Source organism: Marinomonas sp. 63XJN7_9_ISO-PGPR-S23-217, from assembly GCF_056173515.1.
The window spans coordinates 1317554-1335828 of the sequence record NZ_CM149678.1 but is presented as its reverse complement, the minus strand read 5'-3'; the positions used below and the strand labels follow the sequence as shown (position 1 = coordinate 1335828).

General features: G+C 44.2%; 17 protein-coding genes. 8 read left to right on the top strand and 9 right to left on the bottom strand.

The window, feature by feature from the left end; translation table 11 throughout:
• Positions 1–144: 144 nt before the first annotated feature.
• Positions 145–1548: an argininosuccinate lyase gene (argH, locus tag AC0VYI_RS06245; RefSeq protein ID WP_475448024.1), complete on the bottom strand. Its 1404-nt coding sequence runs from the start codon at positions 1546–1548 to the stop codon at positions 145–147.
• A 166-nt stretch (positions 1549–1714) separates the two neighbouring features.
• Between argH and hemC the strand changes: the two genes are divergently transcribed.
• The 4 genes from hemC to AC0VYI_RS06225 are packed head-to-tail and all read left to right on the top strand — an operon-like array spanning position 1715 to position 5992.
• Complete coding sequence (gene hemC / locus AC0VYI_RS06240; RefSeq protein WP_475448023.1) at positions 1715–2638, top strand: hydroxymethylbilane synthase; 924 nt, start codon at positions 1715–1717, stop codon at positions 2636–2638.
• Between the two features lie 9 nt (positions 2639–2647).
• Entirely contained in the window at positions 2648–3436 is a 789-nt protein-coding gene (locus AC0VYI_RS06235; RefSeq protein ID WP_199476999.1) for a uroporphyrinogen-III synthase, read from the top strand.
• The gene (locus AC0VYI_RS06230; RefSeq protein WP_475448021.1) at positions 3426–4766 is read left to right on the top strand and encodes a uroporphyrinogen-III C-methyltransferase; all 1341 of its coding nucleotides are present in this window, start codon (positions 3426–3428) and stop codon (positions 4764–4766) included. The genes AC0VYI_RS06235 and AC0VYI_RS06230 overlap by 11 nt, the downstream gene beginning before the upstream one ends.
• Positions 4763–5992 carry a heme biosynthesis HemY N-terminal domain-containing protein gene (locus AC0VYI_RS06225; protein WP_475448019.1) on the top strand — a complete coding sequence of 410 codons (1230 nt, stop codon included), beginning with the start codon at positions 4763–4765 and terminating at the stop codon, positions 5990–5992. Before AC0VYI_RS06230 ends, AC0VYI_RS06225 begins: the two co-directional genes overlap by 4 nt.
• Positions 5993–6100: 108 nt before the next feature.
• On the opposite strand, the gene AC0VYI_RS06220 is transcribed toward AC0VYI_RS06225, so the two are convergent.
• The 3 genes from AC0VYI_RS06220 to AC0VYI_RS06210 form a co-directional block, all read right to left on the bottom strand.
• Entirely contained in the window at positions 6101–7651 is a 1551-nt protein-coding gene (locus AC0VYI_RS06220) for a methyl-accepting chemotaxis protein (RefSeq protein ID WP_475448017.1), read from the bottom strand.
• Between the two features lie 240 nt (positions 7652–7891).
• A complete protein-coding gene (locus AC0VYI_RS06215) occupies positions 7892–8677 on the bottom strand; it encodes a hypothetical protein (protein ID WP_475448015.1) in 786 nt (261 codons plus the stop codon).
• A gap of 174 nt (positions 8678–8851) precedes the next feature.
• On the bottom strand, positions 8852–9034 hold the full coding sequence (locus AC0VYI_RS06210; protein ID WP_199476994.1) for a hypothetical protein: 183 nt from the start codon (positions 9032–9034) through the stop codon (positions 8852–8854).
• A 91-nt stretch (positions 9035–9125) separates the two neighbouring features.
• Between AC0VYI_RS06210 and yaaA the strand changes: the two genes are divergently transcribed.
• On the top strand, positions 9126–9908 hold the full coding sequence (gene yaaA, locus AC0VYI_RS06205; protein WP_475448013.1) for a peroxide stress protein YaaA: 783 nt from the start codon (positions 9126–9128) through the stop codon (positions 9906–9908).
• Between the two features lie 189 nt (positions 9909–10097).
• Positions 10098–10616 (top strand): ATP-binding cassette domain-containing protein, encoded by a 519-nt coding sequence (locus AC0VYI_RS06200; RefSeq protein ID WP_475448011.1) that lies wholly within the window; start codon positions 10098–10100, stop codon positions 10614–10616.
• Here the strand turns inward: AC0VYI_RS06200 and eno are convergent.
• Genes eno through hemA form a run of 5 tightly spaced genes read right to left on the bottom strand, consistent with a single transcriptional unit; the run spans position 10569 to position 15564 of the window.
• Positions 10569–11858 (bottom strand): phosphopyruvate hydratase, encoded by a 1290-nt coding sequence (gene eno, locus AC0VYI_RS06195; RefSeq protein WP_475448009.1) that lies wholly within the window; start codon positions 11856–11858, stop codon positions 10569–10571. The two genes, AC0VYI_RS06200 and eno, sit on opposite strands and share 48 nt — an antisense overlap.
• A gap of 19 nt (positions 11859–11877) precedes the next feature.
• Complete coding sequence (locus AC0VYI_RS06190) at positions 11878–12309, bottom strand: adenine nucleotide alpha hydrolase family protein (RefSeq protein ID WP_475448007.1); 432 nt, start codon at positions 12307–12309, stop codon at positions 11878–11880.
• Positions 12310–12341: 32 nt separating this feature from the next.
• On the bottom strand, positions 12342–13205 hold the full coding sequence (gene prmC / locus AC0VYI_RS06185; protein ID WP_475448005.1) for a peptide chain release factor N(5)-glutamine methyltransferase: 864 nt from the start codon (positions 13203–13205) through the stop codon (positions 12342–12344).
• Positions 13205–14293, bottom strand: a complete 1089-nt coding sequence (prfA, locus tag AC0VYI_RS06180) for a peptide chain release factor 1 (RefSeq protein ID WP_199476988.1) — start codon at positions 14291–14293, stop codon at positions 13205–13207. Before prfA ends, prmC begins: the two co-directional genes overlap by 1 nt.
• A complete protein-coding gene (gene hemA, locus AC0VYI_RS06175; RefSeq protein ID WP_199476987.1) occupies positions 14290–15564 on the bottom strand; it encodes a glutamyl-tRNA reductase in 1275 nt (424 codons plus the stop codon). Before hemA ends, prfA begins: the two co-directional genes overlap by 4 nt.
• Before the next feature lie 222 nt (positions 15565–15786).
• Between hemA and AC0VYI_RS06170 the strand changes: the two genes are divergently transcribed.
• Entirely contained in the window at positions 15787–17700 is a 1914-nt protein-coding gene (locus AC0VYI_RS06170; RefSeq protein WP_475448003.1) for a tetratricopeptide repeat protein, read from the top strand.
• Positions 17697–18275, top strand: a complete 579-nt coding sequence (gene lolB, locus AC0VYI_RS06165) for a lipoprotein insertase outer membrane protein LolB (protein ID WP_199476985.1) — start codon at positions 17697–17699, stop codon at positions 18273–18275. Before AC0VYI_RS06170 ends, lolB begins: the two co-directional genes overlap by 4 nt.

The following is an 18275-nucleotide window of genomic DNA, read 5'->3' as shown; positions in this document are numbered from 1 at the left end:
ATAGGAGGCAATCAGACGGGTGCAAGCTAGCAAAAAGCCCACTCTGTGAGTAAACACTAGACTAATATCTTCATTGGTTAAGTGTTTACTCGCAGAGCGGGCTTTCATTTAAACAGCCAATTAATTAAAGCAAACAGGGCAGGATCAATCTCGTAAAGCTAGATCCGACTTTGCTCGCTCAACTGCTTTCAGTACTTGAGCAGGTGCCGTTCCGCCAATATGATCGCGAGCCGCTACAGAACCTTCTAACGTTAAGACATCAAAAACATCGCCTTTGATCATGCTTCCAAAGGACTGCAATTCTTCTAGTGTCATTTCTGAAAGATCTTTGCCCTCTTTCACACCATATCCAACAGCTTTGCCCACCACTTCGTGAGCATCACGGAAAGCCACACCTTGACGAACCAAGTAATCCGCTAAATCCGTCGCGGTAGAGAAACCACGGCGTGCTGCTTCGTACATATTTTCCTGACGAGATTCAATCGCAGGAATCATATCCGCGAAGGCACGTAATGAACCTTTTAATGTATCAACAGTGTCAAACAATGGCTCTTTGTCTTCTTGGTTGTCTTTGTTATAGGCCAAACATTGCGATTTCATCAAAGTCAGCAAGCCCATTAAATGCCCATAGACACGACCTGTTTTTCCTCGTACTAATTCTGGTACATCAGGGTTCTTTTTCTGAGGCATAATAGATGAGCCCGTACAAAAACGATCCGGCAAGAAGATAAAGTTAAATTGAGCTGAGGCCCACATCACCATTTCTTCCGCCCAACGAGACAAATGCATCATGATGATAGAAGCCGTCGAGGTAAACTCAATGGCAAAATCACGATCACTAACAGAATCAAGAGAGTTATAAGTCGGGCGCTCAAAACCGAGTAATTCAGCGGTCATATTTCGATCAATCGGATAAGTCGTTCCAGCAAGCGCCGCCGCCCCAAGAGGTAAGATATTAATCCGCTTACGACAATCAACAAGACGTTCGTAGTCACGCTGCGCCATTTCGTACCAGGCCATAAGGTGGTGACCAAAGGTGACTGGCTGAGCCGTTTGCAGGTGAGTAAAACCTGGCATAATGGTATTCGCCTCTTTTTCGGCCAAGCTCAAAATACCTTGTTGCAAACGGGTAACTTCTTCCAATAAAAAATCTACTTCGTCACGCAAGTAGAGGCGAATGTCGGTGGCTACCTGATCATTACGGGAGCGTCCGGTATGCAGTTTTTTTCCAGTAATACCAATTTTTTGTGTCAGCCGTGCCTCGATGTTCATATGTACATCTTCCAGCTCAACTGACCATGCAAACTCACCACGAGCGATCTCTTCCTCGATTTCTGTCAGACCTTGAATAATCTGATCTCGCTCTTCTTCGGTCAAAACCCCCACACTGGCAAGCATTTTGCCATGCGCTATCGATCCTTGAATATCCTGCTTTGCCATACGCTGATCAAATTCAACAGACGCAGTAAAACGCGCCACAAACGCATCCACAGGCTCAGAAAAACGACCACCCCATTGCTGGTTTGTGGTTTTATTAGTATCAGTCATTCAGTTGGTTCCCACACAAATTCAAACAGACGCACAGAGTACCTTAAGCGTCACGACTTATAAAGTATAGAAAGATGACGCTCTCGACGTTAACGAGTATGATTAGCAGCATTGATCTCAAAGCAGATAGCCCATTTCTTCTGCCCACATTTAACTAGGAGATAGCGTGAAAGATAAGATAGTGATTGCCACTCGAGAAAGTCAGTTAGCCCTTTGGCAAGCCAACAAGGTGAAAGCTCAATTGGAGTCGTTATACCCGACGCTACGCGTTGAGTTGCTAGGCATGACAACGAAAGGAGATCAAATCTTAGATTCACCTTTATCGAAAATCGGCGGCAAAGGCCTGTTCGTAAAAGAACTGGAAAACGCTCTAATGGACGGACGAGCTGACATCGCAGTGCACTCAATGAAAGATGTGCCCATGGCTTTCCCAGAAGGGTTAGGCTTAGCGGTAATTTGCGAGCGAGAAGATCCAACCGATGCTTTTGTGTCCAACCATTTTGCTACCATTGATGACCTTCCTGCTGGTAGCGTCATAGGTACATCTAGCTTGCGTCGCTCTTGTCAGCTTCGCATGAACCGTCCTGACCTGGTTATCAAAGACCTACGTGGTAATGTGAACACTCGCTTACGGAAAATGGATGAAGGCGAATATGATGCCATAATATTAGCAACCGCTGGTCTTATTCGCTTAAACATGCAAGATCGTATTCGCTTGCGTATTCCTGTGGAAATCAGCTTGCCTGCAGGTGGTCAAGGTGCGATGGGAATTGAATGTCGTTCCGATGATATTGATACCATTGAACTCTTAACACCCCTACAACACAATGATACGGCCATCCGTGTGACCGCAGAGCGCGCGGTTAATGAACGGCTCAATGGTGGCTGCCAAGCACCGATTGCCTGCTATGCGACCTTATCAGGAGATGACCTTTTTATCCGCGGCCTTGTTGGTAGCCCTGATGGAAAAACCATGATTGAAAGCCAAACCACTGGCCATAAAGACAACGCGAAAGCATTAGGTGTTGCAGTTGCCGAAGACTTGCTAATAAAAGGCGCTGACGCTATTTTGGCCGCTATTTATCAATAACATGACAATATGCAGTTAACGGAAGGTAAACAGGTGAATAAGCTAAGCATTTTAATCACTCGCCCTGAGCCAGAGAACAGCCTAAGCTGTCAACGAGCTAAGCAACATGGTTATTTACCCGTCCCTCTTCCGATGCTCTCTATTTCGCCCCTTACTGAGCCTAATCAAGTCGCCGCCATTCGCTCTCTTGTCTTTAATATAGATGAGTTCCATTATGTCATCTTCGTCAGCAAAAATGCCGTGCGCTTTGGTGTTGAATGGCTAGATGACTGCTGGCCAATGATCCCCGAAGGCATCCATTGGATTGGCATTGGCAAGGGCACAACTAAAGCATTACAGGAGCAAGGAATTCCAGCCATTGCCAATCCAGGTCATACCTCTGAGGCACTGCTAGAATGGCTGAAACCTGTCAAAATGCGCGACCAAAAAGTGCTCATTATTAAAGGGGAAGGCGGGAGAACGGAGCTCGGAGATCAGTTAATAAAACGGGGGGCGAGTATACAATACTTGTCCTTATATCAGAGACAACAACCTTCTTATGTTGCTCAAACGTTTCTTATGCTCCCTGACATTGATCTTATTTGGATCACCAGTGGTGAAAGCTTGGACAATTTAAACAGCTATACTGAACAATTTAAACCTGAGCTAAAAGCACTTCCCATCCTAACTCCGAGTGCTAGAGTAAACGACCTAGCAATAGAAATGGGCTGGAAACAGGCAAAATGCGCTAATGGTGCCGATGACCAAAGCCTCATCTCAGCGACGGAACTTCACATAGGAAATAAGAATGACAGATAACAACAAAACCAACTTGGAAGAAAACGGCCAACCCTCTAAGGTGCTGCCAGAAGATACTCGATCTGGTGCCCAAAAGGCCCGTGACAGAAAACGTGAAGAGCAGAACTCACAAAGAGAAAAGAACACATTTTCAATGAATCAAACACTGCTTAGCGCTAGTATTGTCATCTCTCTTGCCTCGTTATCAGCAAGTGGTTGGCTGTTTTATCAAGCTCAACACCATAATCCCGCTGGAGCCATTGCACAGTTACAGCAGCAACAGGATAAGATAAACGATCAGCTTGTTGCCTATAACCAATCACGCTCTCAAATCAACACGCTTTCCAGTCAAGTTGCTCAAACAGAGCAACAAATTAAACAGCAAACAGAGCAAGTGGTTAGCGAACAAAGCCAGCAAAGCCAACAAATTAAAACCATCCAAAAACAATTAAGCCGAATTCACAACAATACAAAAGAAGACTGGAAATTAGCAGAAGCAGAATACCTTGTTCGCCTTGCCAACCAGCGCATTCTTTTGGAATCCGACGTAAAAGGAGCCATTGGCTTATTGTCCAGCGCTGACTCGATTTTAGCTGAACTGCAAGATCCCATGTTTTTTGCCGCTCGCAAAGCCATCGCAAAAGACATTCAGGCGCTTAAATCAACGCGACACTTTGATTTGCAAGGCCGCTACTTGCAGCTAGATGCGCTGTATGACCAAGTTAGTCAGCTTCCTCAACGGGAACCGTCTAAAGCTTGGCAACAAGATCATCAAGCGAACAATACAGAACCACAATCTCAAAAAATAACAGACAAAGTCACTGGTGTATTAAGCGAACTTTGGCAGTCGTTAAAATCGCTAGTCATTATCAACTACGATCATACCCCCATTAAAACCTTATTACCGCCAACCGAATACCAACAACTGGTAACAGGTTTGCAACTGCAACTTGATGTAGCACAAGTCGCCATGGTGAAAGGCGAATCAAAAATCTACCAAAATGCTCTTTCTCGTGTCGCCAAAGCCGTTACAGAACATTTTGATACGAAATCACAACAGGTTATTGCCTTCTTGGCCAGCATTACGTCATTGCAACAAGTGAACCCAGCACCAGATCTGCCACAACCTAATGACTCCCTTGAAGCAATGAAAACACTTATGAAGAATTGGAATGAGAGGACCCAATCCACAGAACAACCTCAAAAACCACTACAAGATTCAACTCCTGTAGAATCAACCACGCCTGCGGACTCAGCCCCTCCGGCAACAGAAACAAGCAAACAAAATATCGCTCCCCCTGCAACTCAAAGCTCCCCAAAAAATCAAAGTGATCAAGGAGCGAAAGCATGAGAAAACTTTTATTTATCCTTGTTATTATGATGGTCGTTGGCGGGGTGATTGGATTGCTCATGCGCCAAGACAGCGGCTATGTGCTAATTGCTTATAATGGTGTGACCGTCGAAACCAGTTTATGGGTGTTAGTGGCGGCAATCATTATTGCGCTGTTTGTATTGGGTTGGGTAAAAAAGATTTTGTTTATTGCCCTAAGGCCCAGCAGCTCACTGTCTAAAATTACTGACAGCTTAGCCCATAAACGTGCCGCTAAGAACACCATTCGTGGCATGCTGGAACTGGTCGGCGGAAACTGGAAAAAAGCCGAAAAATTACTAACCAGTAGTGCAGGAAATGCCTCCTATCCACTTATCAACTATATTGGCGCTGCTTACGCTGCCAGTGAACAAGAAGAGCATGAACGTTCTAAAGCGCTACTTCGTACCGCTCACCAATCCACACCGGAGGCAGAATTCGCCATCGGCTTTGCACAAAGTCAAATTCAAATTCGACAAAAACATTACGAAGGCGCCCTCGCCTCTCTGTTACGCTTACAAAAAATCAAACCAAAACACAGGCAGATCTTAAAAATGTTGGTATCAGTCTATACCAAATTAAAAGATTGGGATGCCTTACTCAGCCTCACACCGACGCTAAAAAAAGAGGGGATTTTCGATGAAGAAAATATGCTGGACTTAGAGCGTAATGCCTTTTTGGCTCTTTTGGAAAAAATTAAGTTCCGCAATAAGCTTGGTGAGAGTAATAAGTCGCTCGTCTCGGACGTCGAGTCTTTATGGAATAAACTCGACTCACTGTCCCAAGACGATCATATGCGCAAGCTATATGCCCAAACACTCATTGCCTTTAAAGACGAAGAAAAAGCAGAGTCCTTTATCCGTCAAAGCTTAAACAAAAGATGGTCAGAAGAACTCATCTACGAATATGGCAACTTACGCGAGCTCAATAGCAACAAACTGTTAAACAACTGCGAAAATTGGCTTAAGAAAGAGCCACGTAGCTCAAACCTGTATCTTGTTTGTGGGCGATTAAGTCAATCTATTCGTTTATGGGGCAAAGCCAAAGACTACTATGAAAACGCGTTTAACTTAAATGCAAATAGCGAAGCAATGGCTGAGCTGAGTCGCTTACTTCAAGCAATGGGGGATGCGAAAGGCAGTCAGAACATTGTGATGATGAGCATGAATCAGGCTAGTGAGCGCTTAAAACCTCTCCCTTTACCTTAGTTTCAACTATGCCTCAGTAAAAAGCCGAGTTGTGATCCAACTCGGCTTTTTAGTTTTTAACCCTTTCCATATAACAGTACCTCTGTCCTTAGAAGATCATGAATACATTTACTTAAAGCGAGTCACCAACTCATGCAAGTCTGAAGAAATAGTCAGCAACATCTGAATACTTTCCGAAGAACTGTTTGCCTTATCTAAACTTTCGGTTGCCAAATTAGAGATACGGACGATTTGCTGATTGATGTCCTCCGATACATGGGCTTGCTCCTCTACGGCTGCCGCCATCTGGTTCGCCATATCCGCAATTCCAGAGACGCCAGAAACAATAGACACTAATGAAGCTTCCGCCGCTAACATTTGCTGCACCCCTTTTTCCGCCCCAACTTTACCCTGATTGGCTTTTGCAACTGATTGTTTAGCGCTTTGTCTCAACACTTCGATGATGTCATGAATCTCTTGTGTCGAGCCTTGTGTTCGTTGCGCTAACTGACGCACCTCGTCCGCGACCACCGCAAATCCACGACCATGCTCACCGGCGCGAGCCGCTTCAATAGCCGCATTCAGTGCTAATAAATTCGTCTGCTCAGCAATTTGATCAATCATCTGTGCCACTTGAGCGATTTTCTCCGAGCGATCAGATAACTCTTCCACGGTATCACTGATTTCATTAACGGTTTGACTCAATGCTTCAATGGAGTGACGTGTCTCTTCAATTACTTTTCTGCCTTCTTGTGCGGAGTCTGAGGTTTCCTTTGCTCCGTCAGCAGTACTTTGCACATGGGCAGACACCTCACTGATAGTCGTCGTCATTTGGTGCATAGCTGCCGCCACATCTTGCGTTTCGTGCTGTTGACTCGTCATTTTTTGTGCCGATTCATCCGTCAGCCGATACCCGATATTTGCCTGATCAAATACTTTACTGGACTCATCTTCAATACGGGTTAACACCGCATCTAAACGCGATCTAAGACTTTTAATCCCCACATCCAACTTACCAGTAGAAAGTAATGCATCAGAATAGGTAATTGCCGCAAGAGGGTGCATAAACGAAGTTGATAACCTTTGCGTTAGCGTTTTGACAGAGTTGTTCCTCCCTATAAAAAGCAACGCATTCGACAATAAACTTGCCACTAGGAAAACAGCCATCCCCTCCCAAAGCCCAGCAACAAACCCTCCTACGACACCAAGCACTGCACCAATAATCAATATCAGCATAGGAAGCGAGAGTCCAACACGTGGCATCACGCGCTTTCCAGCATTTATTCTTTTGTAGACTTTTTCAGCTCGTGCTACATCCGCTCGATCAGGCAAGGTTCGAACCGATTCATAACCAACCACCTTGCCATGCTCTGTAACGGGTGTGACATAAGCATCAACCCAATAAAAGTCACCATTTTTACAGCGATTTTTTACCATCCCCATCCAAGGTTCGCCGCGCTTTAAATGCTTCCACATCACATCAAATGCTTCAACTGGCATGTCTGGGTGACGAACGATATTATGAGGACTACCAATAAGCTCTTCTTTATCAAATCCACTAATATCTAAAAACGCCTTGTTGCAATTTGTGATACGGCCTTTTAAATCTGTGGTAGATATAAGCTTTACATCTTTGGCAAAGGTTTTCTCGTTTGTTGTAACCGGAAGATTGTTTCTCATCAATATGGACCTTATTTAGCCACTCTTCTCTTTGTAAGTCTTACATTTCGAAGACAAACATCCTTTTTAATAACAATAACTTGAATAACAATGATTTTTATTGTCGCCTATTCACTTAATTTTTTGTATGAATAATAAAACGACTCGAGACAATTTAATTCATCGTAAGATTAGCTTCTATTCTAAAGCTTTCAAGCATCTACAACAAAAAGTAACCAATTCGAGTATTTACAACAAAACTTAACCAATTTTACGAGAAAGGTAACGTGTAACCACTGGCAATAACGATGTTGGTATCTGAAGTGCGCCCGCAAGAGGCAAAAAAGCAGGCCCTAACAGCCCTCCAGCAATAGTATAGGTTAGTAAAACATTTCGATTGCCCGAAGTTATAGCTGCGGTTAATGCGAACTCCTTTCCTGATTTTCTATAAACCCAATAAGAAACAATAAAAAACACACAACATAACAATACTGCAACCATTAAATAAATGAAAGCATCATGTGGATTCCCATCGAACAGTTTTCTAAAACTGCCTACCAACCCAAAAGGAAAAGCCAATACAAACAATATCGTATAAGGAGAAATTCGATTCAAAATAATATTTAGCGTATTTTTCTGTATGGTTTTGTGAATAACAAATGAAAAAAACATTGGCCCAAATATAAATATAATCAACCGTGACATATAAGACGTTAAGTCAAGAGATATATGCCCAGAATGATATATCAGCAGGGTAATAAAAATAGCGGCAGGTAAAAGAAGGGTCGAAGCGATTGTCATCGCCATGGCTTCAATACTATCGAAGCCAAGCGCTCTAACAATCGCAGGTGTTGCGAATAAAGAGCCCGTTGCCGCCACAGACACCATCGCCAGCTGTAAATTTTTATCCAAATGAAAAAGGCCTGCTATACAGCCAACAAACAGCATGTAAACAGCACTGTGTATGAAAGCATACCCCCAGACACGGATTTTTTTTAATCGACGCAGCAACTCATTTTGTCTAATACCCAACAAGGTTAACGTCATTAAACAAAACAAGGTATAAGGAAGAAAAACAAAAAAATGACCAGAGAGGTCAGGCAGCGCAAACCCTAGTACCGCAGAGAGAAACATAAAAACCAAGGAATGGCGAATAAGAAAGGCAAACATAACAACAATGACCTTAGTCAACACAAAGAGAAGATTAGTTTACAGCCAAACTTACTTTTTGTGGGCGTATTTTTTATTATTTTCCGGTAGCTCTGCAATTTCTAGCGGCCATTGCTCTCGCGCACGATCAAATGCGTCTCGCAATTCGATGAGATCTCTATCACTAATAGCATCATAAAAAGAACACTTGGGTGATCTTTTGTGTATGGGGAGGTAGATCAGATTATCAGCCATATCCTATCTCTATTACCATTAACTCTAGATATCTATCGACACTCTATGGATAATCTTTAACAAACGCAACATTTGAACCGATGGAATGTCTATGAAATTTTTAATATCCCCTGCCAAAACCCTCGACACAAGCTCCAAACCAAGTGTTGATGAAGTGTCTCAACCCGACTATCTGGACGACGCCCAACAACTGATCGAAACCATAAAGCCCTACACCCCCGCGCAAGTGGGGTCTTTAATGAAACTGAGCGATAAGTTGGCTACCCTCAATGTCGAGCGTTACCAATCTTGGGAAAAAACACACAGCAAAGACAACAGTCGTCCTGCTATCTATACCTTCATGGGGGATGTTTATACTGGACTGGATGCCTATAGCCTAAACAACAAAGAGATAAAATACGCCCAAGACCACTTACGCATACTCAGTGGATTGTATGGTCTGCTTAAACCACTTGATTTGATGCAAGCGTATCGTCTCGAAATGGGTACTCACCTAGAAAACCCTCGCGGTACAAACTTATACCAATTTTGGGGTGACACCATTGTCAACGCGCTCAATGAGCAACTAAGCGAGGGGGAATTATTAGTAAACCTTGCGTCTAATGAATACTTTAAAGCGGTCAATATTAAAAAACTCAATGCGCCATTGATTTCTCCAAACTTTTTAGATGAGAAGAATGGTAAATTTAAAGTCATTAGTTTTTATGCAAAAAAAGCGCGAGGTCTTATGGCTCGCTACTTAATTCAAAACCAATGTAAAACGCTCGAAGATATTAAAGCCTTCAACGTAAATGGCTATCAATACGATGATGCCCAATCCACCAGCCAGGTTCCGGTTTTTATTCGCCCAGAAAGTGCCCAACCACAAAAGTAAAAACGTAACTTCCATCAGAAACAAGAAAGCCTTTTCATGATCTGTCTGAAAAGGCTTTTGAAGGACAATACTGTCAGCAGCAATAACCAAAAGACGTGGCTGGCAATGATTGCTGAATTTGAAACAGCCTCTGGAGTGCTGCTGTGGTAGGGACAATCGATTCTGGAGCTGCTGGTAGCCAAGTGGCCTGTGAGCAGTTTGTTTCAGCAGCATAATTTATTTGAGCATTTGACGGTTCAGCAGAATTTAGCGCTAGGAATTAATGGTCGATTAAAGCTTGATCGTCATGAGCAAGCGCATATTGATAAGGTTGCAGAGCAATTAGGTATCGCGCAGTGGCTGGCCAGTTATCCTGGTACTCTTTCCGGAGGGCAGAATCAACGGGCAGCGTTAGCTCGGGCATTGCTTCGTCAGCGGCCGATTTTGTTACTCGATGGGCCATTTAGCGCACTGGATCCGGTCTTGCGGGCGGATTGTTTAACGTTGGTTCGCAATCTGGCCAGTGAGCACCTACTGGCGGTGTTATTGGTGACCCACCAATTTAGTGATGCCTGTGCGATCGCCAATGTGTTTGCATTTATAGAACAAGGGCGGGTCATTCAACAATGCCCGCCTCAAGAGTTACAAACCAACCCGGCTAATGCTCAGGTGGCTCAATTTTTAGCAATTGCGGATAAAGGCATTTTTCCCAGCAAAGACTGCAGCTGAGCCTAATTGTTGTTCAATCCGCATAAGCTGATTGTATTTTTCCACACGTTCACCACGACATGGTGCGCCTGTTTTGAGGTGTCCGGCGCGCATGGCAACGGTCATATCAGCGATGAAACTGTCGGTGGTTTCGCCACTGCGATGGGAGATAAATGTGCCCCAGTTGTTTTGATGACACAGGTTGACCGCATCGAAGGTTTCAGACAGTGAACCAATCTGATTTAATTTAATTAGGGCAGAATTGGCCAGCTGTTCATCAATCCCCCGTTGGATATAGGTAATATTGGTTACAAATATGTCATCACCGACGAGTTCAACGCGCCCAGCGAGTTTCTTATACAGAACTTTCCAACCTTCCCAGTCATCTTCGGCTAAACCGTCTTCAAGCAGAACCACTGGAAAATCATCGATCAGCTTCGCATAGTAGTCACTCATCTGCGTGGCGTTCAGTTTGGCATTTTCTGTTTTTAGGGTGTAAATCCCGTTCTCAGCGAACTCACTAGAAGCTGGATCTATGCAAATTGCAACATCTTCTCCGGGTTTAAAGCCAGCGGCTTCAATCGCTTGGACAATGTACTCAAGTGGTTCACGGTTTGATTTAACTTGCGGTGCAAAACCACCTTCATCACCGATCCCTGTTGAGAGTCCTTTTTCTTTAAGTACATTGCGCAAGGCTTGATAGACTTCACTGCCCCAACGAACGGCTTCGCTGATACTACCTGCGCCCCAAGGTGCAATCATAAATTCCTGAAAGTCAGCACCCTGCCAGCGGGCGTGTACGCCACCATTAATAATGTTCATGCAGGGGACCGGTAGCAGGTTGGCACCAGTGCCGCCAAGATATTGGTACAGTGGTAAATCGGATTGCAAAGCCCCCAGTCGGGCACAAGCCAAGGACACACCTAAAATGGCGTTCGCACCAAGTTTAGCTTTGTTTTCAGTCCCATCTAATTCGATCATCTTGGCGTCAATCTGGCGCATTTGGCGGGCATCGCAGCCAATCAACGCCGGAGCAATGGTTTGGTTGATGTGTTCAATTGCTTGTAAAACACCTTTGCCGCCAAAACGACTTTTGTCATTATCTCGAAATTCAATAGCTTCGCGAGAGCCTGTGCTGGCTCCCGATGGCACAGATGCACGAGCACTTCGCCCTGCCGTATCAAACACGTCGACTTCGATGGTAGGATTACCACGAGAGTCAAGTATTTCACGGGCTGTGATCTGCTGAATTTGGTTATTCATAAAGCCTCCATTAAGGATTTTATTTTTTACTGTGAATATGTTGCACCAACACATCGATATCGATGCGATTAATAAACTCAAACGAATAGGATGATAAAACACCAAATAGACGGTTTTTATGACCGACGATTAAAAGGTCGATTGGGCGTTCGCTGATGAGATGATCGATATCTTTAAACCGAGTAATGCTGGCCAGCTCTTCAATTCCAGCCGGAAAATCAATGTTTTTGGCAAGTTCTGAGAACATTTCTTTGGCTTCAATCACATGCTTGGATTGCTTATCAACAATGGTATTATCGTTGAGATACTGCAGTTCTCGGTAGTCAGAGCGAATGTGGCCAATGGTAAGTTTTGTTCCCAGAGCATGAGCCATTTTGCAGCCATGAGTGAGTAAAACTTCTCCATCAATTGCATCGTGAGCAAGAACTAGGGCGTGGCGATAGTAGGTCATAACGACTTCCTTCTATATTAGAACTCTTCTCTCTAACTTTCTCTGCAACCTACCGTCACCCTGTCGTTTCCACCCAAATCTTGATACGTCTTAATACAACCATATCCTTTTGCTTCAAACAGGGCTTGTACCGCTTGAGATTGATCATAACCATGCTCTAATAACAAATAGGCACCGACTTTAAGAAAGCGTGGCGCGGTCTCGATAATATGCTCAATATCCGCAAGACCATGATTCCCTGCAACCAGTGCACTTTTAGGTTCAAAACGCACATCCCCTTGGGATAAATGCGCATCATTAGGATCAATATAGGGAGGATTGGAGACGATCAAATCAAACAACTCATGACTTTCCAGTTCACTGCCTTCCAATACGCTAAACCAACAACTTTGCCGAAAGTCGACAATCAGCTGGTTTTTCTCCGCATTACGCCGAGCAAGCGCTACCGCCTCATCAATTAGATCAACCCCCACCACTTGAGCATTAGGGCATTCCGATGCCAGCGCCAACGCAATGGCGCCTGTCCCAGTGCCTAAATCCAAAATTCGCAGCTTTTCACGGGGATTAATAAGCGACAGAGCCGTTTCTACTAAACATTCTGTATCCGCTCTTGGGATCAAAGTACAGGGGGCGACCTCTAGCGACAATGACCAGAACACCTGTTGCTTAATTAAATAGGCAACCGGCTCACCTTGTTCTCGCCTTTTTAGCAGCGCCTCAAATTCTGCCGACGCTTTTTCATTCAGCCGCTTGTCTGGCCAAGTATAAAAGTAGGCAGTCGTCACACCCAAGACATGGGCTAATAGCAACTGAGCATCCAGTTGCGTGGTATCAGACACAAAACGAAGGCGCTCGTAAGCGCCTTTCAAGAGTTCATCAATTCGCAACCCTGCCATTAATTATCGCCACTTAGAGCGGCCAACTGCTCAGCTTGGAACTCGTTCACCAGCGGGTTAATCAGCACATCTAGATCGCCTGTTACGATCTCATCTAATTTATACAAAGTTAAATTAATGCGGTGATCAGTAACACGACCTTGAGGGTAGTTATAGGTTCGAATACGTTCAGAACGGTCACCACTGCCCACTAAAGATTTACGCGTTTCAGATTGTTCACTTGCCGCTTTCTCTTGTTCAGCTGCTAGCAGGCGAGAAGCCAGCAGTGACATAGCTTTAGCACGGTTTTTATGTTGCGAGCGTTCTTCTTGGCATTCCACCACCACACCGGTGGGGATATGAGTCAAACGAATCGCTGAGTCGGTTTTGTTGACATGCTGACCACCCGCACCAGAAGCACGGAAGGTATCTATACGCAGATCATTTTTATTAATCACAATATCTGCTACCTCATCCATTTCCGGCATAATAGCCACAGTACAGGCAGAAGTATGGATACGCCCTTGAGATTCGGTAGCCGGCACCCGTTGTACTCGGTGTACACCAGACTCAAATTTCAGTTTGGAATACGCCCCCTCACCCACTATTCGAGCAATAATTTCTTTATAACCACCATGCTCACCGTCACTTGCACTAATGACTTCGACTTTCCATCGTTGCGTCTCTGCATAACGAGAGTACATACGGAATAAATCGCCAGAAAAGATAGAGGCTTCGTCCCCCCCCGTCCCTGCCCGTACTTCTAGAAAGACGTTACGCGAATCATTTGGGTCTTTCGGCAATAACAGCTTTTGTAAAGCCAGCTGCAATGTCTCTTTTTGTTGCTCACCAGACTTCATTTCCTCTAAACCCATTTCCTTAATATCAGGGTCTGGGTCCGTCATCATCAGCTCAGCTTCTGCTAAATTTTCTTCCACTTGCTGGTATTCATTGAAACAATTTACCACAGGCTCCAGCTCGGCATATTCTTTTGAGTAGGAGCGGAATAGATCCTGATCCATAATCACCTCGGCGTCGCTTAATAAAGCGGCCAATTCATCATAACGATCAGACAAACTTTCTAACTTAAACTTGATCGAATCTTTCATTTTAAATTGTCTTTATCTTCATTTAGGCCCAATACATTTGCGGCAATGGTTAATGCTTCTTGATTTGATTCGGCTCCGGCATCCCGTAAATAACGCGTCGGGGAATGAATCAATTTATTCATCAGACCATGTGCAAGCTTATTAATCACTTGCTCTGGCGATTGGCCGGACTCCAAACCTTTCAATGCTTTTTCTAATTCTGCGTTTTTTATTTCATCCGCCGAGCGTCGGTACTGTACAATTAAGTCCGACACCTTTCTTGACTCAACAGCACGTCGGAATGTGTCAACGCCTTCCTCAATGATCAATTCAGCAGCTTGCGCGGCATCTTGCCTTGCTCGCACATTTTCTTCAATCACTGAATGCAAATCATCCACTGTATAAAGGTAGGCATCACTCACCTCCTCAACTTCTGGCTCAATGTCTCTAGGCACAGCAATGTCAATTAACAGCATAGGTGCAAAACGACGTTTTGATATAGCCTTTTCAACCAAGCCCTTACCAATAATGGGCAGTTGGCTCGCCGTTGAAGAAATAACGATATCCGCCTCGGATAAATGATCGCCAATATCTCCCAGTAAAATGGCTTCAGCACCTAATTCATCTGCCAAGCACTGAGCCCGGGCCAAAGTGCGGTTCGCAACAATGATACGCTTCACGCCTTGCTCTTTTAGGTGTCGAGCCACCAGCTCAATGGTTTGACCCGCCCCGATTAGCAGCGCTGTATTGTCTCTGACATCAGCAAAAATACGCTGTGCTAAACTGACTGCAGCAAACGCAATAGACACGGGATTTTCGCCGATGGCCGTATCAGTGCGCACCCGTTTAGCAACAGAAAAGGTTCGTTGGAAAAGAGACTGTAGGTCTGGCCCTATGCACTCCCCCTCTTTAGACACGGCATAAGCGGATTTGACCTGCCCCAAAATTTGCGGTTCACCAAGAATCAACGAATCCAACCCTGATGCAACACGCATAATATGACGCACGCTATCATCGTTAAGATGAGCGTAGCAATACGGCTTAAGTTCTTCAAAATCAATTTGATGGTATTCACTTAACCAACGGACAATACTCTCAACATCGGCATCATTTTCGATAGAACAGTACAATTCCGTACGATTACACGTAGAGACGATGACGGCTTCTGACGCTTTTTTCCCGGAAACCAAAGACGACAAAGCGTCAATCATTTTTTCGGGAGCAAAAGCGACACGCTCACGAATCGCAACTGGCGCTGTTTTGTGGTTCACACCCACTGTAATTAGTGACATTCAGAAACTCTTCTCAAAGGTCGAGATATCAAGGTCAGGAAAGGAGGAACAAACACCCCACACGACTCTTTACATAAAGAACACACATTATACGAGGAATTCGCTTATTTTCGCACCCCATAGACTCAATAAATGTAATAGGATTAGTTTATAGTAAGTACTGACATCCCTCACAGCTAAAGATACCATAAGGACATTATGAATTTCGCACCGGGAACGCACATGCCATCATATTTGCACTACGCAACAAAAGTTTCGTCGAAATACACACACATTCGATTGCTACCTTCTTACCTATTAGTCTTTTGTACCTTAACGCTTTTAGGTTGTAGTCAGACACCTGTTTCCCAACAGAAGGTAGCACAAGAGCATCGCAACTCGGTATCGTCATCTGGCACATCCCCAATTACCTCTAAAAGTAATATAACAAATAAAGGCGACACCACCAGTACGACAAAAGAAGCCGGGGACAAGCCCTCCAAAGCAGCCGAAGATACAACAACAGCGCAAATCAGTGACAAATATTTAAAAGCCGTTCTGGAAGCAGAATTCACCTTGCAACGAGAAGGCACGGAGAGAGCCTTCGGGCCTTTTTATAAACTCACTGAGCAAACTAGAAATACAGCATTAGCAGAACATTTGCTGCGCATTGCTACTGCGACTCAAAATAAACAAGACATCGAAAAAAGTGCTGACTTGGTCATGTCTATAGCACCGCAGGATCAGCAAGCCTATGCCCTCAAATTTCAAGTGTTGGCACAATCCCAACGCCCTAGAGACGTTGCAAATTTATTGGAGAGCGCTGTACGACATAACGTTAAGCTTGATTTTTTACCCGTCTACGCGGATGAAAACATTCGTTCTGATGAAATAATGGGCACTTTATCTGACACCTTTCTCTTGCTACCAGCCAAAATCAAACAAAATGAATTTGTCCAAGCCACTAAAGCGCGCCTGCTTTTCAGCCAAGGCCATTATACAGAATCCGCAGCGCTGGCTAAAAAACTTATATCAGCAAGCAACCATCTACACAAAGCGCCTATCTATTTGATTCTTGCTTATAGTCAAGATCAATTAGGTAAGCGAAATGAAGCCATCAAGACCCTAGAACAAGGTTTCACTAAGTACCCGAGCGAACCCCAAATCATTACCCCATTACTGAATTTTTTAGTGCAAACGCACCAATTAAAAAAATCTGAGCATGTTTATCAGAACACTAAGCTTACACCGCTAGAACGAATCCAAACGGGTATTCGCTACAGCAATACATTACTCACCAATCAATATCCAGAACTCGCTCTTAAGACATTAAATCAATTACCTGCTAACCATTATGGTTTACAAGATCAAATCCTCTACCTAAAAGCAACCGCGCTCTACCATACAGGTAACAAACAAGCTGCCATCCAGGCAATGCAAAATGTAAAAGGCGCCCTACTAAACAGCGCCACCAACCAAATGGCACTATGGATGTACGATGAAGGAAGACCAAAAGACATTAACAAAATGGTCCTAGAGCGCACGCCACGTCAATATATTTCTGACGTTGTCACTGCGATCAGTCAACTGCATGAAGAAAAACATCATCCAGATTTATCTTGGCAATTACTCACAGAGGCGCTAAAAAAATACCCTCAATCCAATGCGTTGCGATACCACAAAGCACTTTTAGCTGAAGGCATGGATCACTGGCACGACACCATCAAAGAGTTGAAGTTTTTACTCTCTAAAGAACCACACAACCCTCAGTATTTAAATGCGTTAGGCTATACCTTATTGACTCGAACCCCGAATACGAAACAAGCTATGGATTACATTCAAGAAGCTTATAAGTACGACCCGAAAGACCCAGCAATTGTTGATAGTTTGGGGTGGGGGTATTTCATGCAGGGCAAATTAAAACAAGCCACACACTATCTAAACCAAGCTTGGCAGCTGTATCCGGATTCAGACATTGCCGCCCATTTAGGAGAATCTCTATGGCAACAAAAAAACTACTCTCAAGCCGATAATATATGGCAACAGGCCCTACAAATACGTCAGTCATCACCTTTACTCATGGACACAATCAAACGTCTCAACCCTTCACTTATCGAGAAACACGTCACACCTCAGAAAAAGGAAAGTACACAATGATCTTGCGCTTCTTAGCCGTCACTGTTATCGCCAGCTTATTATCGGCTTGTAGCATGTTTCAAACGGCCCCAAAGCCACCTGCGCCTAAAAGCGTTCAAGCGATTACTCAGTGGGATACAGAAGGAAGAGTCGGTATTCGTACTCCCAATGACGCCGTCTCAGGAAATTTTAATTGGCATGAAAGCCCAACGAAATTTTCCCTCAATATATATGGCCCTTTTGGCCAAGGCGCAACCAAATTGAGTGGTATAAATGGCAAAAAAGTTACTCTAGCCTATGAAGATCAAACCATCATTGGCAAAGATGCTGCATCGTTACTAAAACAAAAACTTGGCTGGGAATTTCCGGTGAATCAAGTCACCTATTGGATGCGTGGCTTACCTTACCCGTATACGCCCCACCACTCAAAACGTAACGCCAAAACTCATCTTCTAGAACAATTACAGCAGGATGGTTGGACAATTACTTACAAGAAATTCTCTGAAGTAGAAGGCTTACAATTGCCACAAACGATGCAGGTATCGCGCCCACCTTACCGCGTTAACTTAATTATCACCGATTGGACGGTTCAGTAA

Bases quoted from the DNA above. Each gene is read 5' to 3' on its own strand.
- lolB (WP_199476985.1), top strand. From the start codon at position 17,697: ATGATCTTGCGCTTCTTAGCCGTCACTGTTATCGCCAGCTTATTATCG.
- prfA (WP_199476988.1), bottom strand. From the start codon at position 14,293: ATGAAAGATTCGATCAAGTTTAAGTTAGAAAGTTTGTCTGATCGTTAT.
- eno (WP_475448009.1), bottom strand. From the start codon at position 11,858: ATGAATAACCAAATTCAGCAGATCACAGCCCGTGAAATACTTGACTCT.
- hemA (WP_199476987.1), bottom strand. From the start codon at position 15,564: ATGTCACTAATTACAGTGGGTGTGAACCACAAAACAGCGCCAGTTGCG.
- AC0VYI_RS06190 (WP_475448007.1), bottom strand. From the start codon at position 12,309: ATGACCTACTATCGCCACGCCCTAGTTCTTGCTCACGATGCAATTGAT.
- yaaA (WP_475448013.1), top strand. From the start codon at position 9,126: ATGAAATTTTTAATATCCCCTGCCAAAACCCTCGACACAAGCTCCAAA.
- argH (WP_475448024.1), bottom strand. From the start codon at position 1,548: ATGACTGATACTAATAAAACCACAAACCAGCAATGGGGTGGTCGTTTT.
- prmC (WP_475448005.1), bottom strand. From the start codon at position 13,205: ATGGCAGGGTTGCGAATTGATGAACTCTTGAAAGGCGCTTACGAGCGC.
- AC0VYI_RS06235 (WP_199476999.1), top strand. From the start codon at position 2,648: ATGCAGTTAACGGAAGGTAAACAGGTGAATAAGCTAAGCATTTTAATC.
- AC0VYI_RS06210 (WP_199476994.1), bottom strand. From the start codon at position 9,034: ATGGCTGATAATCTGATCTACCTCCCCATACACAAAAGATCACCCAAG.
- AC0VYI_RS06170 (WP_475448003.1), top strand. From the start codon at position 15,787: ATGCCATCATATTTGCACTACGCAACAAAAGTTTCGTCGAAATACACA.
- AC0VYI_RS06220 (WP_475448017.1), bottom strand. From the start codon at position 7,651: ATGAGAAACAATCTTCCGGTTACAACAAACGAGAAAACCTTTGCCAAA.
- AC0VYI_RS06215 (WP_475448015.1), bottom strand. From the start codon at position 8,677: ATGACGTTAACCTTGTTGGGTATTAGACAAAATGAGTTGCTGCGTCGA.
- AC0VYI_RS06225 (WP_475448019.1), top strand. From the start codon at position 4,763: ATGAGAAAACTTTTATTTATCCTTGTTATTATGATGGTCGTTGGCGGG.
- AC0VYI_RS06230 (WP_475448021.1), top strand. From the start codon at position 3,426: ATGACAGATAACAACAAAACCAACTTGGAAGAAAACGGCCAACCCTCT.